15 protein-coding genes and 2 CRISPR repeat arrays are annotated in these 20,802 nt (G+C 58.3%); of the genes, 9 read left to right on the forward strand and 6 right to left on the reverse strand.

Going from position 1 to position 20,802, the window contains the following annotated elements; translation table 11 throughout:
* Positions 1-3: 3 nt before the first annotated feature.
* The 9 genes from cas10 (at position 4) to QCD60_RS02605 (ending at position 13,769) form a co-directional block, all read left to right on the forward strand.
* The gene (gene cas10 / locus QCD60_RS02565; protein WP_279782135.1) at positions 4-2,985 is read left to right on the forward strand and encodes a type III-B CRISPR-associated protein Cas10/Cmr2; all 2,982 of its coding nucleotides are present in this window, start codon (positions 4-6) and stop codon (positions 2,983-2,985) included.
* Positions 2,982-4,172: a type III-B CRISPR module-associated Cmr3 family protein gene (locus tag QCD60_RS02570; RefSeq protein ID WP_279782137.1), complete on the forward strand. Its 1,191-nt coding sequence runs from the start codon at positions 2,982-2,984 to the stop codon at positions 4,170-4,172. Before cas10 ends, QCD60_RS02570 begins: the two co-directional genes overlap by 4 nt.
* Positions 4,173-4,174: 2 nt before the next feature.
* Positions 4,175-5,200, forward strand: a complete 1,026-nt coding sequence (cmr4, locus tag QCD60_RS02575; protein WP_279782139.1) for a type III-B CRISPR module RAMP protein Cmr4 — start codon at positions 4,175-4,177, stop codon at positions 5,198-5,200.
* The gene (gene cmr5, locus QCD60_RS02580; RefSeq protein WP_279782141.1) at positions 5,197-5,829 is read left to right on the forward strand and encodes a type III-B CRISPR module-associated protein Cmr5; all 633 of its coding nucleotides are present in this window, start codon (positions 5,197-5,199) and stop codon (positions 5,827-5,829) included. The genes cmr4 and cmr5 overlap by 4 nt, the downstream gene beginning before the upstream one ends.
* Complete coding sequence (cmr6, locus tag QCD60_RS02585) at positions 5,822-7,246, forward strand: type III-B CRISPR module RAMP protein Cmr6 (RefSeq protein WP_279782143.1); 1,425 nt, start codon at positions 5,822-5,824, stop codon at positions 7,244-7,246. The genes cmr5 and cmr6 overlap by 8 nt, the downstream gene beginning before the upstream one ends.
* A 13-nt stretch (positions 7,247-7,259) precedes the next feature.
* The gene (locus QCD60_RS02590) at positions 7,260-8,096 is read left to right on the forward strand and encodes a DUF6602 domain-containing protein (protein ID WP_279782145.1); all 837 of its coding nucleotides are present in this window, start codon (positions 7,260-7,262) and stop codon (positions 8,094-8,096) included.
* On the forward strand, positions 8,093-10,960 hold the full coding sequence (gene cas1, locus QCD60_RS02595) for a CRISPR-associated endonuclease Cas1 (RefSeq protein WP_279782147.1): 2,868 nt from the start codon (positions 8,093-8,095) through the stop codon (positions 10,958-10,960). The genes QCD60_RS02590 and cas1 overlap by 4 nt, the downstream gene beginning before the upstream one ends.
* Before the next feature lie 14 nt (positions 10,961-10,974).
* Positions 10,975-11,253: a CRISPR-associated endonuclease Cas2 gene (gene cas2, locus QCD60_RS02600; protein WP_279782149.1), complete on the forward strand. Its 279-nt coding sequence runs from the start codon at positions 10,975-10,977 to the stop codon at positions 11,251-11,253.
* 222 nt (positions 11,254-11,475) lie between these two features.
* Positions 11,476-13,311: direct repeats of the CRISPR family, unit length 18 nt; unit sequence CCCGCAGACCCTCTGGCC.
* 107 nt (positions 13,312-13,418) lie between these two features.
* The gene (locus QCD60_RS02605) at positions 13,419-13,769 is read left to right on the forward strand and encodes a hypothetical protein (RefSeq protein ID WP_279782151.1); all 351 of its coding nucleotides are present in this window, start codon (positions 13,419-13,421) and stop codon (positions 13,767-13,769) included.
* 144 nt (positions 13,770-13,913) lie between these two features.
* On the opposite strand, the gene QCD60_RS02610 is transcribed toward QCD60_RS02605, so the two are convergent.
* From QCD60_RS02610 to QCD60_RS02635, 6 genes are all read right to left on the reverse strand, one after another.
* A complete protein-coding gene (locus QCD60_RS02610; protein ID WP_279782153.1) occupies positions 13,914-14,801 on the reverse strand; it encodes a hypothetical protein in 888 nt (295 codons plus the stop codon).
* Between the two features lies 1 nt (position 14,802).
* A complete protein-coding gene (locus tag QCD60_RS02615) occupies positions 14,803-15,309 on the reverse strand; it encodes a CesT family type III secretion system chaperone (RefSeq protein ID WP_279782155.1) in 507 nt (168 codons plus the stop codon).
* 407 nt (positions 15,310-15,716) lie between these two features.
* A CRISPR array of direct repeats spans positions 15,717-16,559; the repeat unit is 35 nt; unit sequence CCCGCAGACCCTCTGGCCGTTCAGGCCGTTACGAC.
* 304 nt (positions 16,560-16,863) lie between these two features.
* Positions 16,864-17,694, reverse strand: coding sequence for a Fe(3+) dicitrate ABC transporter ATP-binding protein FecE (fecE, locus tag QCD60_RS02620; RefSeq protein ID WP_279782157.1), 831 nt, complete (start codon positions 17,692-17,694; stop codon positions 16,864-16,866).
* A 3-nt stretch (positions 17,695-17,697) separates the two neighbouring features.
* The gene (gene fecD / locus QCD60_RS02625; RefSeq protein WP_279782159.1) at positions 17,698-18,705 is read right to left on the reverse strand and encodes a Fe(3+) dicitrate ABC transporter permease subunit FecD; all 1,008 of its coding nucleotides are present in this window, start codon (positions 18,703-18,705) and stop codon (positions 17,698-17,700) included.
* Positions 18,702-19,736: an iron chelate uptake ABC transporter family permease subunit gene (locus tag QCD60_RS02630; protein WP_279782161.1), complete on the reverse strand. Its 1,035-nt coding sequence runs from the start codon at positions 19,734-19,736 to the stop codon at positions 18,702-18,704. Before QCD60_RS02630 ends, fecD begins: the two co-directional genes overlap by 4 nt.
* A gap of 14 nt (positions 19,737-19,750) precedes the next feature.
* A complete protein-coding gene (locus QCD60_RS02635; RefSeq protein ID WP_279782163.1) occupies positions 19,751-20,632 on the reverse strand; it encodes a Fe(3+) dicitrate ABC transporter substrate-binding protein in 882 nt (293 codons plus the stop codon).
* Positions 20,633-20,802 lie beyond the last annotated feature (170 nt).

The raw sequence follows: 20,802 nt of genomic DNA on the forward strand, positions 1-20,802 counted from the left end.
ACCATGACCACGGATAACACGCTCTGGTCAGTCAAACGGGCCGTCTGGGCCTCTGACCCGGTGATCAGCGCACTGCTGGGCGCCCCTGCTGCCCCCTCACCCCTGCACCAGTCGCTGATCGACAAGGCCCGGCAATGGGCAGGCTCAGCCGAGGTGCCACAGGGGTTGCCTGATGAAGACCCGTTATGGATGTTTCAACCCGGCCCCCCTTTTGAATGGCAGCATCCGCTGGATAGTGAAACGACAACACTCCTCACCGCAGGCACCGCATCAGACCAACGGGCAGTGGCTGCCGAACTCAATGCCCTGCTGCTGGAAAAGGACGACAAACAACGCGCTCTGGCCCTGTGGCGTTTTCTGCCGAGCCTGACCGAGCAGATCAGCAAATGCAGCCCTGAGCTGGCTGCACTCTGGCCGCGCTTGCCCTTGCACCGTCAGGTGCCGGGCTATAACCGCTGGGCGCATCTGGATTTAACCTGCGCGCTGGCCAGTGCCTTTACACTGGATGACGAGCACAACCCGGCCTTGCTGACCCTCTCCTTCGGCCCGGTGCAGTCTTTTATTGCCGCCGCCCGCACCAGTTCGGACCTGTGGGCCGGTTCGCACCTGCTCTCCACCATGGTGTGGGAAGGGCTTAAAGTGATTGTCAGCCACTGTGGGCCGGAGGCGGTGATCTTCCCCCATTTGCGCGGTATTCCCCTGTGTGACCTGTGGCTGACCGAGCAGGGTATTGAGGCAGCGCTGTTTGATGGTGAGCACTGGCGGCACCGCCAGTCAGATGCCAACTCGCTGTTTTCTGCCGCCCTGCCCAACAAGATTGTGGCGCTGGTGCCGCACAGCAAAGCGCAGCAACTGGCGGAACAGATACAGCAAGTGGTGCGTGACTGGGTGCAAACGACTGCCACGGCCTGCTTCGAGAACTTGCTCAGCTATGTGGGTGAAGAAAAAGCCAGCGGCCAGTACGGCTATCAACAACTGCAACAGCAGCTTGAGCACTTCCCCGATATCAGCTGGGCGGTGGTGCCTTTTAGCCCACTGGTCACAGCACAGGGAGGCAGCCTGAATACCGATGAACTCAATGCCGCATTAGCACCGGCGAACACAGAAAACTTTATCACCCCCCGATTACTGCAGCCCGGCGCCGATGGCCGTTATCAGCCAACGCCCGCCACCTGCTACCCTGCACTGTACCGGCTGCTGGACCAGCTGGGCAGCGAGGCCAAAAGCCTGCGCGATTTTACCCCCCATGATGCCCACGGCTATCGCTGCTCCCTGACCGGCGAAAGCGAATGGCTAAGTGCCGCCACCAGCCGAGAAGCCGCAACAGACGAGCTAGGCACCGCGCCTAAAAAGCGCATCGATACCCTGTGGGCAGAGGCGGTGAAAAAAGGCCGCCGCTATGGTTTGAAAAAGGGCGAACATCTGGGGGCGCTGGCCATGTTTAAGCGCCTGTGGCCCAGCCACTTTGTCGAACAGATCAAAAATCATCCGGCAGTGGAGATAGAAGACTTAAACCGCTTTATCGTCTCCACCCATACCTTTGCTATCGCCACCTCGCTTAACCGGCTGCTGGAAAAATCCGCACAGCCAGATGCTCTGCCCGCCGACGGGCTGGAAAAACTAGAGAAACTTGCGGGATTGATAAAAGACTCCGACAAAGGCGAAGAAAAAGAACTCTGGTCAGCGCTGCCTGCCAAGCTGGCCAAAAGCTTGAGCAATTCCAAGCTGACAGAGGATCAGCAGCGGCATATTCGCCAGCTACCAATACGGCTGGATGAACTGAAAGCCGACAAGAACGACGATGCCAGCCTGGAAGAGCTGGAAAAGCTGAAAAAGCTGGAGGAGGCCATCAAAAAACAACTGGGCGACAGGGTCGAAACCTACTACGCCCTGATTCTGATGGATGGCGACAATATGGGCGCCTGGATCAGCGGCGAGCCACTCAGCGATGGCACCGCAACCAGCGCCTGCTATTCCCGCCTCTGGCCGGGCGGTGCTGCCGACTCCCCCCTCGGCCAGTGTCGTCACCCCGGTTCACCGGCACGCCATCTGACTATCTCCGCGGCACTCAACCACTTCTCGCTGCATCTGGCCCGCTACGTGGTCGAAGAGCTGTGCAGCGGCAAGCTGCTGTACGCCGGGGGTGACGACGTGATGGCGATGGTCTCCATCGACGACCTGCTCAAGGCCATGCTGCTATTGCGGCTGGTCTATAGCGGTGACTGGCAGGGCGACTGGCCCACGGTGTTACCGCAACCAGAAGAGCTGAACCTGCACCACGGTGTGGCCACACTGAACGGTAAAACCTACCCGCTGATGGGGCGCAAAGCGACGGCTTCCATGGGCGCGGTAGTGGCTCACCATCAGGCGCCACTGGGCATGGTGCTGCGCCAGCTGCGTGAGAGCGAGAAACGCGCCAAAAGCCATGGCCGTAATGCCTTTAGCCTGAGCATATTGAAACGCGCTGGCGGCAGCCTTGACCTGACCAGCCGCTGGCATCGGCCTGACCTCACCAGTGATCAGCCAGATCAGGAGCACTACCAGCCCATGCTGCAACTGCTGGCGCTGCGCGAGCTGTTTGCTAAGGGTCATATCTCACGGCGGGCGGTCTATCAGCTGGAAGAAAAGCTGCGCAATATCCCACCCTGCCCGGCGTCAGAGAGCGGCCAAGGGTTCACCCGTGGTGACTATAAAGCCCTGCTGGCACAGCAAATCGGCTACCAGCTACTGCGCCAGAGCAGTGCAAGCGGCGACTCCATCCGAAAAGAGCGCCAGAAGCAGGGTGAGCAGCTGACCGAGATGGTGATGGCCTTGTGTGAGGCATCCGCCACAGGCAGCCCGCCCGCCAATCGCCCAACGCCTGCCGAGTTGGCCCTGAACTTTCTACAGGTGGCGGAATACCTCGGACGCGAAGGCCGCACGGAAGAACGCCCAGCCACCGATGCCGCCACGGCACAAGCACAGCCACAAGGAATACCCGCATGAGTGACGACCGCTTTATTCAGCCGGTGGATGTGCTGTATCTGCGCGGCAATCGCCTGTTTGATGGTGCAGGGGATTACAGCGAAGCACAGATGCCGCCCTGGCCCTCAATGATGTCGGGCGCCCTGCGCGCGCGGATTCTGGAAGATGACGAGAGTTTTGATAGTGAGCAATACCGAAAAAGCGGCCACTACACCACCAACCTTAAGGTAGAAAAAGCCATTGGCACCCTGAAAACGCCCGGCAGTTTTACCCTGGAGCTGTTTACGCTGGCCAAACGCGATCAGTCAGGCAAAGGCTACGAGGTGTACCTCCCCGCGCCAGCAGACCTGTTTGTCTACCGGGACAATAACCACCAGGCCATCACCGCCTGCTATCAGCACCCCACCCCGCCGCACAGTGCGATTCGCACCAGCGCCACCTTGCCCATGCTGCCCCGGCTGCAACACGCCCTGCGGCAAAAGCCGGAAAGCGGCTACTGGCTGACCCTCGCGGGCCTTACCGCCTGGGCCAGCGGCAAGGCCGTTAAAAAAGACGAGCTGATCAGCAGCAGCGCCTTATGGAAGCGCGATACCCGCCTCGGTATTGCCCTCGATGGCCACAGCCGCACCGCAGCGGAAAGCCAGCTCTACACCAGTGAAACGGTGGCGCTGGCCGAGGATGTCGGCTTTATCGCCCGTGTCAGCGGCGCCGGGGGCGTGCTGCCCGGCAACGGTCTGCTGCGCCTCGGTGGCGATGGCCGCGCAGCCAGTCTGGAGACTGCCTCATTCACCCTGCCCGAGACAGATCTGGACGGCATCGCCAACAGCAAAGGCTTCCGGGTGCTGACCCTCAGCCCTTGCTTGTTTAAAGAGGGCTGGCTACCCAATGGCGTCACCCTGCAATCCGGTCACACTTACCGCCTTGATGCCGGTGCACTGCAGGCCACGCTGGTCTGCGCCGCCGTGGATCGCCCGCAGGTAATCAGTGGCTGGAATCTGGCGGAGAAAAAGCCCAAGGCCGCCAGCCGCTTTGTGCCTGCTGGCAGCGTCTACTGGTTTACGCTGGCTGATGACGTGCCCCGTGCCGCCCTCGATACCCTGCACGATGACCTGTCGGAGCGGTTTGCCCCGCTCGACGGGCAACGCCTTGCCGAAGGCTTTAACCGCATAATGCTGGCCCCCTGGGCACCCACTACTTCCGGGAAATAATCATGTTTCAAGCCTCTGCTACTCTGTTTTTCTATGCCATCAGCCCGGTACACGCCGGTGCGGGCACCGCGCTGGGCGTTATTGATAACCCCATTCAGCGTGAGCGCCATACTGACTTCCCCATCATTGCCGGGTCAGGCATTAAAGGCGCCATCCGCCATCACTTCTGGGCCGAAGCAGCGGGTAACCCACCGGAACCCGTGCAATCCGAAGACGCTACCGACAAGGACGGAACGAAGCCGAAAAGCAAAGTACACACGCTGGTAGAGCGTATCTTTGGCCCGGATTCGCAAAGCGGTGAAGGCTTTGCCGGAGCCATCAGCTTTGGCGATGCCCAGCTGGTGGCCTTCCCCGTGCGCAGCATCAAAGGCGGCTTTGTCTACGCCACCTGCCCGCTGGCACTGGCACGGCTTCAGCGGCTACTGACCATCACCGGCCAGCAGGCTGACTGGACTTTTCCCGATAACAGCACGCTAAAGGACAAGGCCCTGTGTGCCGGTGCTGAACCGCTGTTAAACGCTGACACGCTGGTACTGGAAACCTTTACCTATAAAGCGAAAACCAACGACGACGTAAAAGCTCTGGCCAAGTGGCTGGCACAAGCGGTTTTTGGTAAAGACAAGGAAGGCGACTACTTCCACGACAAGCTGGCTAACGAGCTGGTGGTACTGAGCGATGACGACCTCAGCTACTTTGTGCGCAACGCCACCGTGGTCGAGCCCCATGTACGCATCAATGACGAGACCGGCACCGCCGACGATGGCGGCCTGTTTTATACCGAAAACCTGCCGCCGGAAACCCTGCTGGCCACGGCCCTGTTTGCCAGTAAGGAGAGAACCAGCGACAACCAGCGTGCGCAGGCTCGCGCCTATGAGGCGGAAGATGTGATGCGTTTTGTGCTGGAAGGAGATGGCCAGAAGCATCAGGGGCTACTGGATAGCAAGGTGATCCAGCTCGGTGGCGATGCCACCACCGGTCGCGGGCTGGTGCAGGTGAGTGCATTGCAGGAACAAGGTGGCCAGCCATGAGCAAGAAGCCTAAAACCAACTCCCCCAAAATCACGGTGCAGGTAAAGCAAAAAGTGACTGCCCCACAGCCAACGGCTACCACCAGCGACCACACCCTTACGCCCATCAAGCTCGATACTGATCAGGCCCCCTCCGCCTTTGCCTGGCAGCAGGTCTGCAAGCACTACGCAGAATCTGAGGCTAAAGACGGCGACTTCGGCAGCTATGCCAATCTCTGCAAAGCGGTACCCGCGCTGATTATGAGCAATGGGCTGATGCAGACGCTGGCGTTTTTGCAGAGTAAATACAAAGAGGCACAACCCAAGAACGATTCAGAAGAAGAGCTGAGAAAAGCCAAAGAGAAAAATGCACGCACCCGCCATCATTCGTGGCTGCTGGAAGATGTATTTAAATGCCTCTCGCTCCTGCCCGCCGCCACTCCACTCACCTCGAAAAGCTATCAGGCTGCGATGAACAGTCTGGTAAACCAGAAATCCCTCGAATATCGCATGGCTACCGAACAGGCCATGGCCACCCTGCGCTGGTTACGCCAGTTTGCTTCCGCGCAGCAGGCATTGCTCGGTGACAAGAAGACGTCAGATAGCACAGTACAAGGTGAACCTCAGCCGGTGGAGCAGAACCATGGCTAAGAACAATGAGCAAGAGCAAGAGCAAGAGCAAATAACCCGTTGCTATGCCGTTCCCGACTACATAACTCCGTTACTTAAGAAAATAACGGAGTTATCGGAAGAGGATAAACATAAGGAAATGATGCCCCCCGGCCATCGCTTTGGACTGTACTTTAAGGGATGGCAACAAGCCTTCAAAAAGTCCGACGGGGAAGAAGTTCGTGTCGACTCAGTTAAAAACTGGTTACTGCATAAAGAACAAAAGAATGCGGCATTAAAGGAAGTCACTCTATTAGGAAAAACAGCCGAGCAGCTATCTGCCGCCCTGCTTAAACGTCAGCAAGCCATGACGTACAGCAGCACAGTCTTCTACCTTTATGCCCAAAACACCTCCCCCTTTATGACCGGCATGGGCAATGAGCACCCGGTGGAAAACGGCTTTGCCTTTCTCTCGCCCTACGGGGTGCCCTATCTGGCCGGGTCGGGGATTAAGGGCATGTTGCTGCGGGCGGCCAAGTATCTGGCAAAAAGCGCCATGCTGAAGGAGCACCAACACCAACGTGCTGGCTGGTCAGATGCGGCCATCAACACCTTGTTCGGCTCGGCAGACACTGACGAAGCAGGCAAGCCCATCCAAGGCCGGCAAGGTGCGCTGCGCTTTTGGGACTGCTTCCCGCAGGTCGCCAACAGCACACTTGCTGTAGAAATTATGACGCCCCATAACGGCGACTATTTGCAGGGCGACAGCACGCCGCATACCAGCGGCCAGCCGGTGCCGATTCCCTTTCTGGCGATACCGCCCAAATCGGACTTCCATTTCTTTATTCAGGCGGATGTATCCCGCTTAGCCCCACCGCTGCGAGATAGCTGGCAAGACATGTTAAAAGCGGCGTTCTTTGAGTTATTTCACTGGGTAGGGATGGGTGCCAAGACCGCTGTGGGTTATGGGCAGATGGACTTCAACCATGATGAACTCAGTGATGATGACAAGCAGTTTTATGTTAATAGGACGAAATTCCATCAAGAACAGCAACGAGCATTTGACCAAGAAAAAGAACGGGAACGCCAAAAGAAAGAAGAACAAGAGCGCAAGCTAAAAGCCGAAGAAGAAGCCAGACAGAAAGAGCGGCAGCGCATTGAAGAAGACGCTCGTAGACAAGCAGAGCTGGCAGGACTTGGTATGGGAGAAGAAGAATTTTTAGAGCAAGCAGGCATGGCTGAGTTACAGGGATACGTAAAAATAACTCAAAATAATAACCCCCTATTATTTAAAACACCAAAAGATATTGAGATATGGAATACGTTGCCTGCAGAAGTCATTAAAAAGTACAAAAAAAACAAAAAGCCAATATCCGTAATTTTTGACTACAAAAAGAAGGGACTTACGGCGCTCTCGCTAATAAATATTCGATTAGCACCAACCGCAGAGAGCAATTAATAAGGAGACTGGCATGAAAAAAGTAACCAACAAAGCAAAAAATGAATCTAATCAGAATGGACCAGAATATCTGCGTAATTGTTTCAAAGCGGAAGCAGGATCATTAAACGCAAAAATTCAATATGCCCGAAAATCCATTACCCATGATGGCATCATGGGTGCCATTAACGAACAACACTTTATAGACTTTCTCAAAAGACACTTACCCCAACGTTATAGTGCTGACAGTGGCATTATTATTGATTCAAACGGCAAAACCAGTGACCAGATAGATATTGTTATTTATGACAATTACTACACACCTACTTTCTTCAGCCAAATGATTCATCGTTTTATTCCAGCTGAAGCAGTCTATGGAGTTATAGAGGTTAAGCCTTGCATTAATGCAAAAACTTTGAAGGCTGCAGGTGAAAAAGCAAAATCCGTTAGAGCTTTAGAACGAACCAATATTCCTGTCGTCACTGTCAACGGCACGTTCACCAAAAAAGACTTTCACTTTATTGCTGGCATAATAGCACTTGACATGGACTGGAATAACAATATCAAAAGCCCAACACTAGAAAACAATTTAAAAAAACTCAACAAAAGAAACCACCTAGACTTCGGCTTAGCACTAAATAGTGGTTCTTTCGATTATTTTGATGAACCCGAGACTGAAAACGATAAAAACAACAAAAATGAAGAAGAACATAAAACTTCAATATTAAATAGAGAGCCTAAAGAAAACGCGCTTGGGTATCTCCTCTTCCGATTACTGAGTAAATTGCAGACCTTTGCAAACCCGCCCGCCGCCGACTGGAAAAAATACGCCGATGTCATGCGCCAGCTACCGGACCCCAGCAGCCCATGAGCAACCTCCCCTTTAGCGGCCTCGATACCCTGTCGGTCCTGTTCCCCCTGCGCTCAGTGCAGGTCAGCCTGCAACTGACCAGCGCTATCGAAACGGGTTACTTCCACCATGTGATGCTGCACGGCTGGCTGCGCAATCTGGCGGGCAGCCCTGAGCACTTCAGCGATGGCCTGACCCTGACCGCGCCGGAAACCGGCCGCACCCACTACGCCGCCGGCGATACCTACCGTTTTACCCTGACGGCCACCGCCGCTGCCGAACCTCTGCTGGCGCTGCTGCTCAAACGCCTGCGCCTGCTGCCTGCCAGCGCCAGCCATATCAGTGCCGCACACATACTGCATGACAACCTGCGCTGCTTAAGCCTTACCGACAGCGTGAGCGGTGAGCCGGTGCGGCAGCTGAGCGACCTGCACCCCATCGGGCTGACGGAGCTGGAAGCCCTCGCCGATCAGGCCAGCCAGCTGCAGCACTGCGAGCTGCGTTTTATCAGCCCGGTGCGGCTGAAGCAGGTGGAAGTAACACGTCAGCGCAAAGGGAAAGCCCGTTATTGCCGTGATGCCCCACACTTTGACTGGTCGCTGTTCAGCCAGCGCCTGGCTGATGCGTTTATCAACCAGCTGCACTGCCAGACCGGGGTGCGCTACAGCCGCCCCAGCATGGGTGAGGCCCATGTGCAAGCGGCTGTCGCGTTTTGGGTAGAACACCGCTACAGCCGGGAAGATAAAGACTTAGGCGGCGCGCTAACCATGCTGCAACTGTCGGCCCTGCACACCCTGCCCCGCTGGGCCTGGGCCATGCTGATCCTCGGCCAGTATCTGGGCATTGGTCAGAGCCGGGGTTTTGGGCTGGGGCAGTATCGGTTGTTGCCTGAGCTAACGCTGATGAAAAGTGCTCAGCCCACTGTGCGCCTGATTGATCTCTGCCTAAGGCCAGACAACCTGCAGCAAACGGTCAATGACAGCCAGCAGCAAGGCAAAGTGCCAGAAGCCATTGCCCTCCCCCCGCTGCTGGATGAGCTGAACCATCGCGCGGCCTTGTTGCAAAGCGGTAACTATCAGGTGCCTGCCATGCAGCAGAGCCTCACCACACTGCCCAGTGGACGAGCCTTACTGCAAAGCATCCCGCCCTGGCAGGAGCGCTTGCTGCAGCGTGCGGTGGTCCGCTTTCTGACCGCCACGATGGAAAAATTGTGGATGCAACAGAGCTACGGCTTTCGCCCTGGGTATACACGGGAGCAGGCGAAAGAGCAGATCAACATATTGATAGAACAGGGTTATCAGTGGGTGCTGGAATGCGATGTGGCACACTTTTACGACAGTGTAGACTGGCGCAACCTTGAACGGCGCCTGTCATTACTGCTGAACGACCCACTTGCTGACCTGATCATGGCCTGGGTGAAAGCCGCCGTGCTGGACAGTGACGGTGAACCACTCTGGCGGCAACAAGGTTTACCACTGGGCGCGGTGATCAGCCAGCTACTGGTCAATATCCTGCTGGATGACTTTGATGCCGATATGCTGGCCAACGACTATTGTTTGGTCCGCTATGGGGATGACTTTGTACTGCTCTTCACTCAGCGAGAGCACGCAGAGCAAGCACTGCCCAGGGTGATCCGCTCGCTGCAGGAGCATGGCTTTGCGCTGGCAGACTCGCAGACTCGTATCACCCCGGTATCCCATGGCTTTCATTACCTGGGCTTCTACTTTATTGACGGCTATGCCCTTGACCTGACCCACACCGACGACCACCCAGACCTTCCTCTGGTGGACGCACCGCTGGAGACGACCGACTATACCGAAGACAGCACTGTGTCGCCCACGGGCCTTACTGCGCTCTCCGAGAAAGCGGCTGAGCAGCCGCAAGACGAGTCGTCACTGAGCGTGGGTGAGCGGCAACAGCTGGGCACCTTTCTGGTGGTGGCCGGTGATGTGGCCATCCTCAATTGTGAAAATCGGCGGTTATTGGTCACGCAAAATGATCAGGAGTATGCCTACAGTTGGCACGGTCTGGCTGCCATTCTGCTGGTGGGGCCACATCAAATCACCACGCCCGCCTTGCGGCAGGCCATGTACCATGACGTACCCATCCACTTTGCCGATGGCTTTGGCCACTATCAGGGAGTATGCAGCCAGGGCGAGCCGGGGGCCGGGGGCAGTACCTGGCTGCTACAGCTACACCATAGCCGCCGCCATGAACAGACACTGGCCATCGCCCGCACCCTGATTGCGGCTCGCCTGAAAGGGCAATATGGATTGATCTACCGGCGCGCCCGAGACTGGCATGGCCTGACGCGCCTGGATAGCCTGAAGCGTGATATGGAGAACGCCACCGACCTGGCCCAGCTGCGCGGTTATGAAGGGGAAGCGGCACGGATACTGTGGCAGTTCTTCCGTGAGCAGCTGGCCGAAGAGTGGCACTTTAACGGGCGCCAGAGGCGCCCCCCTCCTGATCCGGTGAATGCCATGCTGTCGCTGGGCTATACCCATCTGTATCACCTGACTGACAGCCTGATCCGCACGGTGGGCCTCTATCCCTGGGCAGGTTATTACCATCAGGGCCGTGGCAAACACTGCGCACTGGCCTCTGACATGATGGAGCCGTTCCGCATTCTGGTGGAACGCGCCGTATTAGCCCTGATCAACCGTCGGGAGGTGTTACCCAGCGATTTCAGCCTCACCCCCCAAGGGTGTTTTATCAGCCATGATGGCCGCAAGCGACTGCTTACCCTGCTGCTGGCACAACTAACCCGCCCTGCAGGCGCAGAGGGCTTGCGCCCGCTGGATGCCCTAAGCCAACAGATACAATCACTTCTGCGCCATTGCCGCACCGGCAGTGACTTTATCGCCTGGAGCCCAGGCCACTGAGCAACGGAGGTGTTATGCGCATCTATCTTGCCTGCTTCGATATTGAAGACGACCGCCAGCGACGCAAGCTGGGAGACCTGCTGCTGGAATACGGCGACCGGGTACAGCACTCGGTGTTTGAAATTGCGCTGCCCGATCAGATGCCGCTGGACACCCTGCGCCAGCGCTGCCTGCGTTATGTCGGTGAGCAGGACAGCCTGCGTTTTTACTGGCTGAATGACCTGTCTCGCAGCCAGTCGGTAGATGCCTGGGGCCAGGGCATTGCCCGTTACCCCCAAGGTGTGGTGTTATAGGCAGCGCGTGGATAAGCACAAAATGCTCTTTAAAAACAAAGGTTGTCAGATTACATTCTGCAACACTCCACAAAATCACCGTCAACCACTTGATTTCAAAAGAAATCCTGTCAGAAAAACGGCGATTTTCGGGTGTTTTTCAGGGTCTGCCCTGTGGATAACCTGGGGCCGTCAAAAACCGGCTCGCAAAGCATTGATTGTAAAAGAGAATTTTGGGGTGCTCCCGCAGACCCTCTGGCCGTTCAGGCCGTTACGACCGAAAAACTCTATCAGGATGCCGGAGTCGAGGTGACGTTCCCGCAGACCCTCTGGCCGTTCAGGCCGTTACGACCCAAGGCATCCGGTGGGTTAACCGCATGGAGCTGCTGCAGCCCGCAGACCCTCTGGCCGTTCAGGCCGTTACGACTATTGCGCGACTCTAAATGAGTCTCATAACCGTATTCCCGCAGACCCTCTGGCCGTTCAGGCCGTTACGACCCACAGAGGTAGATAGAGCCGCCGACGGAGAGGTTATCAGCCCGCAGACCCTCTGGCCGTTCAGGCCGTTACGACATGTCCAGGAAAGCGACCATGTCTTCGGTACCAAAGTCCCGCAGACCCTCTGGCCGTTCAGGCCGTTACGACCTACCATCCAGACCTGCTTGGCTTTCGCGAGCTCTCCCGCAGACCCTCTGGCCGTTCAGGCCGTTACGACATAAAATTCTTCATCTCATCAATTCTGTATGGCCACTGGCAACCCGCAGACCCTCTGGCCGTTCAGGCCGTTACGACGGCAAATCCTGGTTGTTATCTATTTTGGAAATATCCCGCAGACCCTCTGGCCGTTCAGGCCGTTACGACGACAGGATTTTCCCTTCCTCAGGGCGGCCGTTCAGCCCCGCAGACCCTCTGGCCGTTCAGGCCGTTACGACTCTGCAAATTCTCTCTTGATGTTAACTTTTTTGGCCCGCAGACCCTCTGGCCGTTCAGGCCGTTACGACATACTATCTTTAGTCTGTGGGGTGCCTAGGTACAGGCCCGCAGACCCTCTGGCCGTTCAGGCCGTTACGACAGCTAATGAGCGAATAGCAGCCAGTGTGGAGTCCATAGCCCCGCAGACCCTCTGGCCGTTCAGGCCGTTACGACACAGGGCGGCTTATTTGCACCGCCGAGTGGAACGCCCCGCAGACCCTCTGGCCGTTCAGGCCGTTCAGGCCGTTACGACCGTAGTGAGCGGCCATTACCACATCCTTGTCTACTCCCGCAGACCCTCTGGCCGTTCAGGCCGTTACGACGAAACTGTTCATAAAGCTGGCTCATGGGGTTACTCCGACCCGCAGACCCTCTGGCCGTTCAGGCCGTTACGACTATCAGGGTGCGACTGTATTTCTGCAGGTAGGCAATACCCGCAGACCCTCTGGCCGTTCAGGCCGTTACGACAACTGATACCAGCCGTCGCTGTCGCGCGATAACAGGTCAGACCCTCTGGCCGTTCAGGCCGTTACGACCTAGGAACGTTTCTCCAAGCCCAGATTGCATATCTACCCGCAGACCCTCTGGCCGTTCAGGCCGTTACGACGTTATACGAGACGCCCATCGTGGCATGTGTATTGATCCCGCAGACCCTCTGGCCGTTCAGGCCGTTACGACCGCAAGTTTTCTGGGTGGAAATAGGAATCTTGGTTTTCCCGCAGACCCTCTGGCCGTTCAGGCCGTTACGACCCTGTAATCACTACGTTTTGTCCAGCTAATACACGAGTAGCCCGCAGACCCTCTGGCCGTTCAGGCCGTTCAGGCCGTTACGACGAATCACTTTCATCCTCTGAGAAACCGTTTACTGCTCCCGCAGACCCTCTGGCCGTTCAGGCCGTTACGACTCCTTGATGTCAAAGTAGGTTGCGCCGTAGGTTTCCAAAAACCCGCAGACCCTCTGGCCGTTCAGGCCGTTACGACGATAACCAAGCAGTACCTCAGAGGCATCGAACTGCCCCGCAGACCCTCTGGCCGTTCAGGCCGTTACGACTAGATGTCTTTACTGATGCCCGTCACACCGTTGACGGCCCCGCAGACCCTCTGGCCACGGTTTAACACCACAGCCCCACGCGAAGTGGGAGGTCTGGCAAGGCAGGTGATCATGGAGATAAACCCATTGGCTAACGGCCACATATACAGGGAGAGTATTCAGAATGCAGAAACGATGGGCAGGCTTAATCCTGCTGACTGCCGTGCTTTTAGCCGCTCATGCCGAAAGCGAATTCACCCCACCTCCCAAACCGGCAACGGTGCCCGCTGCCGCCCTCTGGGTGGGTGGGGTCGATGGAGGAGTGTTTGTGCATGTCAGCCCACTTAAAGAGAAGGGGTTGTTTGCCGCCGCCATTTATTTTCAGGATGGCAGTGGCCTTTGGTACAAAGGCGAGCTGAAACATATCGGTGATGCTCCCTTTGACCCGACATCAGCGGCCTCCTATTCGGCGTGGGATGGTGACAATCTTCTGCTGCGCAACGGCGACAGGCTGGAAGCCATCAACCCCCACTAAAGGTATTGACCGGCACCTGCACGGTGTCGGTTATTTGGCCGTTCAGGCCGTTTTCTCCTTCCAGACCACGATAAACGGTGCGGTTCGTACCTCACCGTCACCCTACCTATGGGCCTGATGCAGTGAACCTCACCTGCGGCTGGGTTATCGGTACTCTTTGACGATGGCTGAGCGGGCATCCAGATACTGTTCGAGGTAATCAGGCGGCATGCTGTTAAACGTCGCCTCGCGGCCATTGGGGTCGCGATAGACAGTATGCAGGTTTTGGGCGCCACTGATCCGGTCAAACATCAGGTGTTCCTTTTCCCGCAGGATATGCTTCGCGTAGGCTGGGCCGCCGCGGCTGAACTGGGTATGGTTGTTGATTTCTGCATCCACACCACTACTGGACAGCGGCTTAAGGGCAAAGGCCGCCTTGAGCTGACCCTGCGGGCGGATGGCACTGCCCGCTTCCTGGGTGGCGGTGCGTAACGGCGTGGAGGTGTTGATCCGCTCGCCATAGGTATGCACCTTGGGCAGCCCCTGCCAGGGGTCCACCACCACCGCCTGATCCCCGGTGGTGCGGTCACGCCAGTCACCCATCACCACCAGACTGTGCTCATTCGATTCCAGCACTTTGAACACCGGCACATCGCGCGGATGGCGTTGCAGTTCAGCCATAACGGTGTTGGCATATTCGCCACAATTGCCGCCGCCGGTCTTCTTGATAGCCGCCATCTGCTGGCTCTGGCTGGCACGCTCATCGACCTGATCACGGCACATCTCTTTGCGCATCCAGCTGCGCCCGCCACTCATCCAGACGTTCGCCGCCTGATTGCCCGGCCCGTCGGGGAAGGTGTCATAAGCGGTTTTCTGCAGGATGCTATGAGCCAGCGCCATGCGGTCAAAGGTGGCGGCAGACACCTGCACCACCTGACCGTTGCGCTGGCCTGTGGGCAGGGAGTGAAGGCGCGCGTCATGCTGGTCTGACAGAGAAACGTTGTGGTTAGTCACCGAGTGGCTGCCGGAAGCACCAGAAAAGCAGCTGAACATATCAGCCTCCTTGTCGTTTGTTGAATGAAGTTGCCCCCAAGGGGAGGCGCTCCGGTGCGATGGGTGCGGTGTTTTTCCTGGGGGGAGCTTGCAGCCATTCACTTAACGCCTGCGCTTGCCCGATCACACTTTCGACCAGTCGGAATGTGCCAGCCGAGTCCAGCTCAGAGAGCGGTTGCCGTGTGGACAGCAGCACTTCCCGGGTTTCTGCCGACAGGCCAACACTCAGTACCGGGTGTTCAAGGGTGAACAGATTGGCATTGAGCAACGCGGTATAGGCTTCTTCACCGGCATCGGCGGGGAGCCTGCCTGCTTTGCAGGCAATGCTGAGGTAGCCGCGCGGGCTGCCCATCAGGTAGATGTCCAGTGTTTCGATAGTGAGGATAAACACATCCTGCCCCTGGCTGTCGGTGGGGGCGAGATTGACCTGATACTTTTTCAGCAGGTCGGTAATGGCCCGTTGAAATACAGGGTCCGCGTCTTTAGACGAGGTTCGGCTGACAGACATGAGAGAGGCTCCCGAGCTCCTTGCACAGACAGCACTCAGCCGGTCTCAGCCCGGATGCTGTGCGGACTGTCACATGCACACAGCCGAGTGCCTGAGCTTTTTAGGTGGCCCGGGCTAAAACGCGAGTTCCCCGAACGGTGGCCATGAAGGGCATTGCCCGTTACCCCCAGGGTGTGGTGTTATAGGCAGCGCGTGGATAAGCGCAAAATGCTCTTTAACAACAAAGGTTGTCAGATTACCTTCTGCAACACTCCATAAAATCACCGTCAACCACTTGATTTCAAAAGAAATTTTGTCAAAAAAGCGAGGATTTTCGGGTGTTTTTCAGGGTCTGCCCTGTGGATAACCTGGGGCCGTCAAAAACCGGCTCGCAAGGCATTGATTGTAAAAGAGAATTTTGGGGTGCTCCCGCAGACCCTCTGGCCGTTCAGGCCGTTACGACTTACAAGGTTGGGCTTGTAGGTAGAACTGCTCCCACCCGCAGACCCTCTGGCCGTTCAGGCCGTTACGACAGCGACAGCTGGCTGTCAAAACGATTCATCTATATCCCGCAGACCCTCTGGCCGTTCAGGCCGTTACGACGGTACAAGGCGCATGCCGATATTCGCGGCTTTCAACACCCGCAGACCCTCTGGCCGTTCAGGCCGTTACGACTTTCGAGGTCTGAGTAGCCATTATCAGCATTGCCTGGCCCGCAGACCCTCTGGCCGTTCAGGCCGTTACGACACCACACTTCCTTTGACCACTCCAATTAGCATTTTGCTACCCGCAGACCCTCTGGCCGTTCAGGCCGTTACGACGGGCGGGTGATGCGGCGCTGGCTGACCGCGCCATCACTGCTCTCCCGCAGACCCTCTGGCCGTTCAGGCCGTTACGACGGGCGGGTGATGCGGCGCTGGCTGACCGCGCCATCACTGCTCTCCCGCAGACCCTCTGGCCGTTCAGGCCGTTACGACGATAAAACGTTTCAAACCTTCTTTACAAGCATCCATTTCGCCCGCAGACCCTCTGGCCGTTCAGGCCGTTACGACAATCGGAGGTTGGACAGCTTTGGATTGAGGGCAATCATATCCCGCAGACCCTCTGGCCGTTCAGGCCGTTACGACTTGATAGCTTCGCCACCGATAAGATGCAGGTTTTCATCCCGCAGACCCTCTGGCCGTTCAGGCCGTTACGACAGATTATGGTAATCAATCCACAAATTGTGGGTTGATACCCGCAGACCCTCTGGCCGTTCAGGCCGTTTTCTCCTTCCAGACCACGATAAACGGTGCGGTTCGTGCCTCACCGTCACCCGACTTGCGGGCCTGATGTAGGGTGATGGTGAACGCAGTGAACCTCACCATCTGCAATACCCAATTCACTGGTTGGCGGTAGCTCCCCCTCTCCCCCAGCCCCTCTCCCGCAAGGGGCGAGGGGAGCCTGTATCGTGTTTTGCTCACACTCTGGTGACTAGTAATAACGGGCAGACAGGCCCGGAGCGACGCGGTGCTCTGGCATGTCGCCCGCTTTGCCGGAGAGATTCAGGAAGAAAAGGAAACAGATGACGCGGCTCTACCGCACAACACACATCGGTGATCCGGCAATCGGGTCGCGGTGGATTTCCGCATCCAGATCAAACACCTCGGCCAGCAGTTGGCGGGTCAGAATCAGCTCTGGTGTGCCTTCGGCGACGATCAGCCCGGCTTTCATCACGATCAGGTGATCGCAGTAGCGCGCTGCCTGATTGATGTCGTGCAGCACCGTCACCACGGTTTTACCCTGCTGATTTAACCGTCGTAGCAGTTGCATCAGCTCGACCTGATGGCTGAGGTCCATATAGGTGGTGGGTTCATCGAGCAGCAGGTAGTCGGTATCCTGCGCCAGCACCATGGCCAGCCATACCCGCTGACGCTGGCCACCCGACAGCTCACTGACCTTGCTCCCGGCCAGCTCCGCTACGCCCGTCGCCGCCATCGCCGTTGTTATGTGGTGCTGATCACGACCAGACAGCCTGCCCCAGAAGCCGCTGTATGGGCTGCGACCATAGGCCACCAGCTCCCGCACGGTGACGCCTTCGGGGGTCGGCTGCGTCTGCGGCAGCAATGCCAGTTGCCGGGCCAGCTGCCGTGTGGCCATGCCATGCACCGACTGTCCCTGCCACAGCACTGCTCCGGCCAGTGGCGGCAGAATGCGGGCCATGCACTTCAGCAAAGTAGACTTACCGCAGCCGTTGGGGCCGAGCAGTGCCGTCATGCGGCCATGGGGAATCTGTACATCCACGCCCCTGACGATAGCGGTGTTGCCATAACCGACCTGCAGCCGGCGCGTCAGCAACGATGCGTCGGGGCTGACTGCCGGGGGTGTCTCTACAGCAAGGGGGGTCAAAGCAGACAGTGCAGCCATGGGTTATCTCAGTTTCAGCAGCAGCCAGAGGAAGTAAGGCGCACCAATCAGCGCCGCCATGATGCCCGCCGGTAGTTCGACGGGGGGGTGAATGATGCGTGCCGCCAGATCCGCCAGCAGCAACAGCACCGCGCCCACCAGCATGGCGACAGGCAGCAGCCGTTGATGACGACCTCCGACCAGTTGCCGCGCCAGATGCGGCGACACCAGACCGAGAAAGCTGATCGGGCCACACAGGGACACCGCCGCCGAAGTTAACCCTACCGCCAGTGCCAGTGCCAGCAGCCGCACCCGGGGCACCCGGATACCTAAGCAGGTGGCGCTGTCATCACCCAGTGCCATCAGGTTCAGGCGATGGCTCAGCCACATCGCCGCCGGTAACAGCAGCAGCCACGGCAACAGGGTATAAAGCTGCTGCCAGCCGCGGCCCCACAGGCTGCCGGTCAGCCACAGCAGGGCGTTGTTGATGTCCAGCGGCCTTGTCAGCAGCAAAAAGTCGGTGGTACTGCTGTATAGCGCAGCCAGTGCCACGCCCGTCAGGGCCAGTTTGACCGGTACAGCTTTACTGCCACACACCAGCCAGAGCAGGGCCGCAGCCAGCAGCCCGCCCGCCAGTGCCGCCCAGGGCAACAGCTGTACCGAAACATGCGGCCATAAGGTCATCAGGCTGACCGCCGCCAGCCCGGCGCCATGGCTGACACCGAGAATATCCGGCGAGGCCAGCGGATTGCGGATGACGCCCTGCACCAGTACACCGGCAGTGGCCAGCATCGCGCCGACACCGATGGCCAGCGCAATACGCGGCAGGCGGTATTCATGCACGGTGAAATACTGCTCACCGCCTGCCGACAGCCCCTGCCAGACCTGCGTCAGTGACAGATCGACCGCGCCGAGACACAAGTTAGCGAACAAAGCAGCCAGCAGTAACGCCATCAGCGTCCATACACGAAGTGGCAACGGTGAAGGCATGAGGAAACCCCGCCGTTCAGCGCCGAGGGTCTGCTCACTCATGTCCGCGACCTCACCATATAGATAAACCAGGGGGCGCCGATCAGTGCCAGCACCGCGCCTGCCGGGGTTTCTGCCGGAAAGGCGACGGCCCGGCCAAGTACGTCGGCTGCAATGACCAGTGCCGCACCCAGCACAACACTGGCCGGCAGCAGCTTGCGATGGTCAATCCCCACCAGCGCCCGTGCCATGTGCGGCACCAGTAGCCCGACAAAGGCAAGGGAGCCTGCCGCCACCACGCTGGCGCTGACCAGCACCAGCACCACGATGCCCACCGCCAGTCGGACCCAGCCCAAGCGCATACCGAGATTGCGTGCCTGCTCATCGCCAACAGCAAGAATATTGAGACTGGGTGCCAGTGCCATGGCTGCCAGCAGGGATGCGCAAGCCACCGGCCACAGCTGCGCCCAGGTCACCCAGCGGGCATTGGCGACACTGCCCGCCAGCCAGGTCATGACGCCCGCCGCCTGATCTTCAGCAAGGATGATGGAGGCGCGAGTCAGTGCGCCACACAGCGCCGCAACAGCCACGCCCGCCAGCACCAGCCGGCCTTTGTCTGCTCCGGGGCGCCAGGCCGCACCGAGCAGCATCACCAGCGTCCAGGCAATACCACCACCCAGGACAGCGGCTGTTGACTGCCCCATGACGCCCATCCACCCGGCAAAGGTGGAGACCAGTGCCACGCCCAGCGCGGCACCGGCATTGACGCCAAACACGCCCGGGGACGCCAGCGGATTGCGGGTCAGCCCCTGCATCAGCACACCGGCTGCCGCCAGACAGGCACCCACCAGCCCGGCCACCAGCACGCGCGGCAGGCGCAACTGACGCACGACCACATCACTGACCTGAGTAGCATGGCTGCTGAACAATGCCTGAATCGCCTGAGTGCCACTGAGTGGAATGGCTGAGCAGGCGAACAGCCCGCCCCACGCCAGTATCAGCAGCAATACCAGCAGGCCAAGCAGGCGCCAGCCAAAAGACGGCAGGGCGGAACGACGAGGTGCCGTCACGGCATCGATGGATGGAGATGACATAGGGCTCGCAGCGCTCAGGGCTGGCTGAAGATGCGCACCAGATCGGCGCCCATATGTTCTGCCGCCAGAATACCCAGGCTGCGCACCCAGGCGTTACCATCCACGGTATAGACATGCTGGTTCTGCACTGCCGTCAGCGCCTGCCACAGGGGTTCCGTCTGCCACTGCTGCACGATGCTGTTGCCGACATAAGTACCCACCACCAGATACTCGGGGTTGATGGCCAGCATCTGCTCCAGACTGACCTGTCGTGACTCCTGTTTGTCGGTCGCACCAACAGCAGGCACCTTCAGCCCCAGCGACTGAATCACGCCGCCTGCATAGGAATCGGGGGTATGCAGATACAGGGTATTTTCCCGCGCGACCGCAAACTGCACCACCCTGCCCTGGGGCAACTGCGCGGCATAAGATGCCATCAGCGCCTGATGCTGCTGCAAGCGGGCCTGCATTTCTGCCTTTTTACCCACCACTTCACCGATGATGGCGGCGGACTTCAGGTTGTCGGCATAGGTTTCGCGCCGTGACTGCAGCATCAGGGTCGGTGCAATCTTTTGCAGCTCAGCATAAACACCGGCATGGCGGCTGGCATCGGCAATGATCAGATCCGGTTTGAGGGAGGCAATCACTTCCAGACTGGGCTGGGAGCGGGTGCCGACCGATTGCCACGGGCCGGTCGCTTCCCGTACCTCCGGCAGCAGGCGCTCAGGCTGGTTATCATCGGCCACGCCCACGGGCGAGACCCGCACCGCTGCCAGTGCATCGACAAAAGAGTTCTCCAGCGCCACCACGCGCTGGGGCACATAGTCGAGGGTAAAGGCCCCCTTAGCGCTTTCTACGGTAACCGCCAGCACCGGCGCGCTGCTCAGCAGCGTGGACAGCATCAGTGTGAATAGCATCAGCCGCCGCCGGGGCTGGCTCAGGGCGGGAAGAGAACACAACGAGAAGAGGCGGAACACAATCATGCGAAACAGGCACCCACAGACGGAGAGTGAAAAAATCAACAGCGCAAGGCGGCCATTCTAGCCATGAGCATGCCAGCGTAACAATGTTGATAATCGCTATTATT

Source organism: Pokkaliibacter sp. MBI-7 (assembly GCF_029846635.1).
Classification (GTDB): Bacteria; Pseudomonadota; Gammaproteobacteria; order Pseudomonadales; family Balneatricaceae; genus Pokkaliibacter.

Coding starts and splice junctions, on each gene's coding strand:
- cas10 (WP_279782135.1), top strand. CDS start 4: ATGACCACGGATAACACGCTCTGGTCAGTCAAACGGGCCGTCTGGGCC.
- QCD60_RS02570 (WP_279782137.1), top strand. CDS start 2,982: ATGAGTGACGACCGCTTTATTCAGCCGGTGGATGTGCTGTATCTGCGC.
- cmr4 (WP_279782139.1), top strand. CDS start 4,175: ATGTTTCAAGCCTCTGCTACTCTGTTTTTCTATGCCATCAGCCCGGTA.
- cmr5 (WP_279782141.1), top strand. CDS start 5,197: ATGAGCAAGAAGCCTAAAACCAACTCCCCCAAAATCACGGTGCAGGTA.
- cmr6 (WP_279782143.1), top strand. CDS start 5,822: ATGGCTAAGAACAATGAGCAAGAGCAAGAGCAAGAGCAAATAACCCGT.
- QCD60_RS02590 (WP_279782145.1), top strand. CDS start 7,260: ATGAAAAAAGTAACCAACAAAGCAAAAAATGAATCTAATCAGAATGGA.
- cas1 (WP_279782147.1), top strand. CDS start 8,093: ATGAGCAACCTCCCCTTTAGCGGCCTCGATACCCTGTCGGTCCTGTTC.
- cas2 (WP_279782149.1), top strand. CDS start 10,975: ATGCGCATCTATCTTGCCTGCTTCGATATTGAAGACGACCGCCAGCGA.
- QCD60_RS02605 (WP_279782151.1), top strand. CDS start 13,419: ATGCAGAAACGATGGGCAGGCTTAATCCTGCTGACTGCCGTGCTTTTA.
- QCD60_RS02610 (WP_279782153.1), bottom strand. CDS start 14,801: ATGTTCAGCTGCTTTTCTGGTGCTTCCGGCAGCCACTCGGTGACTAAC.
- QCD60_RS02615 (WP_279782155.1), bottom strand. CDS start 15,309: ATGTCTGTCAGCCGAACCTCGTCTAAAGACGCGGACCCTGTATTTCAA.
- fecE (WP_279782157.1), bottom strand. CDS start 17,694: ATGGCTGCACTGTCTGCTTTGACCCCCCTTGCTGTAGAGACACCCCCG.
- fecD (WP_279782159.1), bottom strand. CDS start 18,705: ATGAGTGAGCAGACCCTCGGCGCTGAACGGCGGGGTTTCCTCATGCCT.
- QCD60_RS02630 (WP_279782161.1), bottom strand. CDS start 19,736: ATGTCATCTCCATCCATCGATGCCGTGACGGCACCTCGTCGTTCCGCC.
- QCD60_RS02635 (WP_279782163.1), bottom strand. CDS start 20,632: ATGCTATTCACACTGATGCTGTCCACGCTGCTGAGCAGCGCGCCGGTG.